Source organism: Pseudomonas sp. NPDC088890 (assembly GCF_044900155.1).
GTDB classification, from domain to species: domain Bacteria; phylum Pseudomonadota; class Gammaproteobacteria; order Pseudomonadales; family Pseudomonadaceae; genus Aquipseudomonas; species Aquipseudomonas urmiensis.
On the sequence record NZ_JBJDNG010000005.1, the window covers coordinates 92,144 to 98,749 of the forward strand.

At 61.2% G+C, this 6,606-nt stretch carries 6 protein-coding genes; 2 read left to right on the top strand and 4 right to left on the bottom strand.

The window, feature by feature from the left end:
• Positions 1-82: 82 nt before the first annotated feature.
• The 4 genes from tauD to tauA are packed head-to-tail and all read right to left on the bottom strand — an operon-like array spanning position 83 to position 3,584.
• Entirely contained in the window at positions 83-916 is an 834-nt protein-coding gene (gene tauD, locus ACI2JX_RS12865) for a taurine dioxygenase (protein WP_404690211.1), read from the bottom strand.
• Between the two features lie 52 nt (positions 917-968).
• Positions 969-1,808, bottom strand: coding sequence for a taurine ABC transporter permease TauC (gene tauC, locus ACI2JX_RS12870; RefSeq protein WP_404690212.1), 840 nt, complete (start codon positions 1,806-1,808; stop codon positions 969-971).
• Positions 1,805-2,599 carry a taurine ABC transporter ATP-binding subunit gene (tauB, locus tag ACI2JX_RS12875; RefSeq protein WP_186552881.1) on the bottom strand — a complete coding sequence of 265 codons (795 nt, stop codon included), beginning with the start codon at positions 2,597-2,599 and terminating at the stop codon, positions 1,805-1,807. Before tauB ends, tauC begins: the two co-directional genes overlap by 4 nt.
• A gap of 13 nt (positions 2,600-2,612) precedes the next feature.
• Positions 2,613-3,584, bottom strand: coding sequence for a taurine ABC transporter substrate-binding protein (gene tauA, locus ACI2JX_RS12880; protein WP_264237263.1), 972 nt, complete (start codon positions 3,582-3,584; stop codon positions 2,613-2,615).
• 596 nt (positions 3,585-4,180) lie between these two features.
• Here tauA and ACI2JX_RS12885 point away from each other — a divergent pair.
• Complete coding sequence (locus tag ACI2JX_RS12885) at positions 4,181-5,533, top strand: OprD family porin (RefSeq protein ID WP_404690213.1); 1,353 nt, start codon at positions 4,181-4,183, stop codon at positions 5,531-5,533.
• Between the two features lie 157 nt (positions 5,534-5,690).
• Positions 5,691-6,329 carry a peroxiredoxin gene (locus ACI2JX_RS12890; protein ID WP_186552877.1) on the top strand — a complete coding sequence of 213 codons (639 nt, stop codon included), beginning with the start codon at positions 5,691-5,693 and terminating at the stop codon, positions 6,327-6,329.
• Positions 6,330-6,606: the final 277 nt, after the last annotated feature.

The following is a 6,606-nucleotide window of genomic DNA, read 5'->3' on the forward strand; positions in this document are numbered from 1 at the left end:
CACGCCCGCTCCCGGCGCTGTACTTGTGGGAGCGGGCTTGCCCGCGAAGGGCCGCAAGGCGGCCCCAGACAGGCGATACAGCTCAATAAGGCGCATCCCCAAGGATGGTCGCCCGATGCATCACCCGCCGCTGCGGCCGATAGTCATCCACCGCGTAATGCTGGGTCACGCGGTTATCCCAGAACGCCACGTCGTTCTCCTGCCAGCGCCAGCGAATACTGAACTCCGGCCGCGTCGCATGGGCGAACAGTAGCTTGAGCAGCGCCTCGCTCTCTTGCTCGCTCAGCTCGTTGATCCGCGTAGTGAACCCCTCATTGACGAACAACGCCTTGCGCCCACTCACCGGATGGGTGCGCACCACCGGGTGCGACAGCGGCGGATTATTGCGCCGGGTCGCTTCCCAACGTTCGAGGTCTTGCGCCGTGGTGCCGAAGCGCTCCAGCGGGAACGACTTGGTGAAGTCATGGGTCGCCGTCAGCCCTTCAAGCATTGTGCGCAGCGGCGCCGACAGCGCTTCAAATGCAGCAACGCCACTGGCCCACAGCGTGTCGCCACCATAGGCCGGCAACTGCTTGGCACTGAGCACCGCACCCAGCGCCGGGGTCGGCAGGAAGGTCACGTCGGTGTGCCACACGGCGTTGTCACGCACGTCGGTGACTGCCGTGTCGAGAATCAGCACCTGCGGGGTATCCGGCACGTTGGGGTAGATCGGATGAATATGCAGATCACCAAAGCGCGCCGCAAAGTTGGCCTGCTGGGCCGGGTTCAGTGGCTGGTCGCGGAAGAACAGCACCTGATGCTTGAGCAGCGCTTGTTCGATAGCGTCGCGCTGCTCTTGGGTAATCTTGCGGCTGATGTCCACGCCGCTGATCTGGGCGCCGAGCGCCGGGCTGAGAGGGGTGATGGTCAGGCTCATGTCGGTCTCTTCTGGTAAGCGTGCGCCGGGATGCCGGCGTGGTCAGTCAGCATCAGTGGCTTTGCCCGTGCCAGGGCACCAGCTTGCGTTGCAGGGCGCGCAGGCCCATCTCCAGGGCGAAGGCGATCAGGGCAATCAACAATATGCCCAGCACCACCACGTCGGTGACGAGGAACTGCGACGCCGACTGCACCATGAAGCCCAAGCCACTGGTGGCGGCGATCAGCTCGGCGGCGACCAGGGTCGACCAGCCGACGCCCAGGCCGATACGGATACCGGTGAGGATGTCGGGCAGGGCGCTGGGCAGGATCACATGGCGGATCAGCTGCGCTTTACTCGCGCCCAACGACTGCGCGGCGCGCAGTTTGGCCGGGTCGACGGTGCGCACGCCGGTGGCGGTGGCGATGGCGATCGGGGCGAAGATCGCCAGGTAGATCAGCAGCACCTTGGACAACTCGCCAATGCCGCACCAGATCACGATCAGCGGCAGGTAGGCCAGCGGTGGGATCGGCCGGTAGAACTCGATCAGCGGATCGAGAATGCCGCGGGCGATGCGGTTGTAGCCGATGGCGATGCCGACCGGGATCGCGGTCAGGGTCGCCGCCGCCAGTGCCAGGCCGATCCGCCCCAGGCTCGCGCCCAGGTGCTGCCACAGGCTGGCGTCCATGTAGCCTTGGGTCAGCAGCACCCAGGCCTTGGCCAGGATGTCGGCAGGTGACGGCAGGAACAACGGCTCGACCCAGCCCGCGGCGGTCACCAGCCACCACAGTGCGAGCAGGGTGGTCAGGGTCAGGGCACTGATCCAGCGGGTCGGCAGTGGTCGGCGCAGCTTGATCACGGGCTTGCTCTGGCGGGTGGGTTTGCCGGCGACGGGCAATTCAAGGCTGCTCATAGGGACGCCTCCCGGCGGGTGGATTCGCGTTGCGAGAACACCCGCGCCAGCACGTGCTCGCGGGTTTCGATGAAACGTGGATCGGACTTGATCGCCCGCGCCGATTCACCGGCGGCGTAGCGCTGGCCGAAGTCCAGTTGCAGGCGCTCGACCACGCGACCGGGATTGGGCGCCAGCAACACCAGTTCGCTGGCGAGGAAAACCGCTTCTTCAATATCGTGGGTGATCAGGAACACCGGCTTGGCAGTGCGCTGCCAGACCTGCAACAACAGCTCTTGCATCTGTTCGCGGGTAAAGGCGTCGAGGGCGCCAAACGGCTCGTCCATCAGCAGCACGCGGGGGTTGGCCGCCAGTGCCCGGGCCAGGCCCACGCGTTGTTTCTGGCCACCGGAAAGCTGCCAGATACGCCGTTCGGCAAAGTCTGCCAGGTCGACCAGCGCGAGCATTTCGCGGGCTTTCGCCTCGCGCTCGGCGCGCGCTACGCCGGCCAGTTCCAGGCCAAAGGCAACGTTGCCGAGCACATCCTGCCAAGGCAGCAGGGCGTCGTCCTGGAACACCACCCCACGTTCGGCGCCGGGGCCTTGCACCGGTACGCCGTCAAGGGTGATGCGCCCGCCGCTGGGGGCGACGAAGCCGGCGATCAGGTTGAGCAGCGAGGTCTTGCCGCTGCCCGATGGCCCCAGGGCCACCAGCAGCTGGCGTGGACCCAGGCTCAGGTTGATGTCGGCCAGCACCGGGGTGGCGGCGCCGGGGTACTGTGCGCTGATGCGCTCCAGTTCAAGCAAGGCCATGACAGGCTCCGGATCAGTTGGGGAGGTATTTGGCGCTGACGTAAGGCGAGTAGTCCGGCAGTACCGCATCGACCTTGCCTTGTTGCTTGAGGAAGGTGGCGGTGTCGGTCAGCGCCTGGGTGGTCGGAGCACCGAGGGCATCGGCCTGGTCGGCGGCCAGCGGATAGACGTTGCCTTCCAGCAGGAGCGGGATGTCCGTGGACTTGGCGCCCGAGAGCTTGGCCAGCTTGGCCACGTTGTCAGGGTTGGCCAGCCAGGCTTTGGGGTCTTTGCGGTAGTCGGCGTAGGCGTCGAGGGTCACTTTGGCGAAGGCCTTGACCACTTCTGGGTGCTTGTCGGCGAAGTCCTTGCGCACGATCCAGGCGTCGAAAGTCGGTGCGCCTTTGTGCGCCAGTTCACCGGAGGTGATCAGTACCTTGCCGTTTTCCTTGGCCACGCCCAGGGCTGGGTCCCACACGTAGGTGGCGTCGATGTCGCCGCGCTTCCAGGCCGCGATGATTGCCGGTGGCGCGAGGTTGAGGATCTGCACTTTGGAGGGGTCGATGTTCCACGCCTTCAGTGCGGCGAGCAGGCTGTAATGGCCGGTGGAGACGAACGGCACCGCGACTTTCTTGCCGATCAGGTCTTGCGGGGTCTTGATGCTGTCGCGGGCGACCAGCGCTTCACCGGCGCCGATCTGGGTGGCGATCAGAAAGGTTTCCACCGGCAGCTTGCGGGTGGCGGCAGCAGCCAGTGGGCTGGAACCGAGGTAGCCGATTTGCACATCGCCCGAGGCGACGGCAGTGATCACGTCGGCGCCGTTGTCGAACTTGCGCCAGTCGATGCTGGCCTTGCTGGCTTTTTCATAGTCGCCATCGACCTGGGCCACCTTGGCGGGGTCGACGGTGGTCTGGTAAGCGACGGTCAGGTCGGCTGCCTGGGCGAACCAGCTGGTGCTGGCGAGGGTCAGGGCGGCGAACAGGCGCAGCGGAGTGTGCGGGATCATGGTTGAACTCCTCGTCAGGCAATCGGGATGATTATGGCGAGAAGACTAGATGATCTAAGAAATCGTAAATAAATAACTTTTTAGCATTAGCTTAGGAGCCAAATGCTTTAAGCCTGCGGGCCTCATCGCGGGGCAAGCCCGCTCCCACGCAATCTGGGTCGTCTTCACGATTGTGGGCTCTGCGTGGCAGCGGGCTTGCCCCGCGATGAGGCCCGCACTGACAACCTGCTTGCCTGGAAAAATCAGGATCGCCTGCTAGCCTTTCGCGACCCTCAGATCGAAGTGGAATAAGGTTATGAGCAAACGTTTGCAAATAACCTAAAGCTCTATACGGGGTCGCCGATACAACTTTTGGTAGTAAAGGTTCCTAGGATATTCCGCAAAAGTCTTACCGATTCATAAAACAGTCATTTTGGATTTATAGGATTGTCATTATCCTGTAGCGCAGGGGGCGTCTTAGACCAAAGTCGTGAAACGATTAGAAATGATTGACTTCACGGTCACACTTTGGGACTAAATCGCCCATCCACGGCAGAGCGGGGCAGCAGATCCCGCCGCCTGAGATACACAAAAATTAGAACGTAGAGGAGCAAAACATGTACAAGTCCAGCCTGGCTCTGGCCGTGGCACTGGGGGTTCTCGCCCAACAAGCAGGCGCTGCTGGTTTCGTTGAGGACAGCAAGCTGTCCCTGAGCTCGCGCACCATGTACTTCGATAACAACAACCGTGAAGCTCACGGCGACAAGCCTCGTCCAGATCAGCGTGAATCTGGCCAGGGCTTCAAGCTCGACTACATCTCCGGTTTCACCGAAGGCACCGTTGGTTTTGGTGTCGATGCCCAGGCACTGTGGGGTATCCACCTGGATGGTGGTCGTGGCTACCACGCCAGCGGCTTCATGCCGAGCGACAGTGATGAGTCTTCTGTAAGCCAGTGGGGCCGTTTCGGTGCCAACGTAAAGGCTCGCTTCTCTAAGACTGAGGCTCACTTCGGTAGCGCCCTGGCGCCGAACCTGCCGATTTTGGTCTCCAACGACGGTCGTCTGCTGCCGCAGACCTTCGAGGGCGGAACCATCACCTCGAAGGAAATCGAGAACCTGACCATCAACGCAGGTCAGCTGACCCACGCTATGGGTCGTGCTTCGAGCAACCGTACGGGCCTTTCTGTTTCGGGCTCCGGCGCCTACAACGACAGCAATAAGTTCCGCTACGGTGGCCTGGACTACAAGCTCACTCCAGACCTTACCCTGCAGTACTACTACTCGAACCTGGAAGACTTCTACAAGCAGCACTTCCTGGGTGCGACTCATGTCTTCAAAATTGCCGATGACCAGTCGTTCAAGACTGATCTGCGCTACTTCGACAGCAGCAGCGACGGAAAGAATGGCGACGGCGGCGGCTATAACTTCGGTAACAACGGTGGTTATGCCAAGAACCCTGGCGAGGTCGATAACAAGACCTGGAGTGCCATGTTCACTTATACCCTCGGCGGCCACTCCCTCATGCTGGGTCACCAGCAAGTTAGTGATGACGGTGGCTTCGTCTGGCTGAACCAGGGCAACGTGCGTAAAGACGGTTTGAACTCGGCTTCGGAAGGTGCGGGCGGTGCTAGCTTCTACCTGTTCACCGACAGCATGATCAACCAGTTCGCCAAGGCTGGTGAAAACACCACATTCGGTCAGTACTCCTACGACTTCGCTCGTCTGGGCGTGCCGGGTCTGAAGGCATCGGTAGCCTACCTGCGTGGTGAGGATGGCCGTAATGCTAACGGCAATGGCACCTTCTCCGAATGGGAGCGTGACGCGCGTATCGACTACGTGCTGCAGGAAGGTACTCTTAAGGGGCTCGGCTTCAGCCTGCGCCAAGGCGTCTATCGTGGTACTGGTACCAGCTCCGCGCAGGACCAGGATCAGACCCGTTTCATCGTCAACTACACTTACGCTTTCATGTAAGTCGCAGTTGCACAAAAAGAGCCTCGCCTAGTGCGAGGCTTTTTTGTGCCTAAGATTTCGTATGCATTCTAGTTATAAATAAATCGATATTTATTCTTTTTGTTTTGAAGCGAAGACAGGCACATTGAACCCATAACGCAGACACAGGAGCCGCACCATGAGCCTCAAACTCGGCGACATCGCCCCCGATTTCGAACAGGATTCCAGCGCTGGCAAGATTCGCTTCCACGAGTGGTTGGGCAATAGCTGGGGCGTGCTGTTCTCGCACCCTGCCGATTTCACCCCGGTGTGCACCACCGAGCTGGGCCTGACCGCCAAGCTCAAGGATGACTTCGCCCAGCGTGGGGTCAAGGCCATCGCCCTGTCGGTCGACCCGGTCGACTCGCACCATAAGTGGATCGATGACATCAACGAAACGCAGAACACCGTGGTCAACTTCCCGATCATCGCCGACGCCGATCGCAAGGTTTCCGACCTGTACGACCTGATCCACCCCAACGCCAACGACACCCTGACGGTGCGCTCGCTGTTCGTGATCGATCCGAACAAGAAAGTGCGCCTGACCATTACCTATCCAGCCAGCACCGGGCGCAACTTCAATGAGATCCTGCGGGTGATCGACTCGTTGCAGCTGACCGACAACTACAAGGTCGCCACCCCAGGTAACTGGCAGGACGGCGACGAAGTGGTGATCGTGCCGTCGCTCAAGGACGAAGACGAGATCAAGCAGCGCTTCCCCAAAGGCTACCGTGCCGTGAAGCCCTATCTGCGTCTGACGCCACAACCGAATCGTTAAGCTATTCCTCGTTGCATTGCTCTTAGCCAAGCAGGGATCTTCGGGCCGTTTCGACGGCCCTTTTTTATGCCTGCGAGAAACCCAGCCAGCGTTGGCCTGGAAGACGGGCTACGTGGAGGAAGGGCTGCGTGGGAGAAGGGTTGTATGGAGGAACGGCTGCGTGGGAGCGGGGGTTGCCCGCCCTAACGAAAGCGGGGGCCGCCCCCACCCAACCCAAACCCACCCCACCAAAACGCGCCCCACCAAAAACCGACCACCCAAAAAGCACACACCCAAA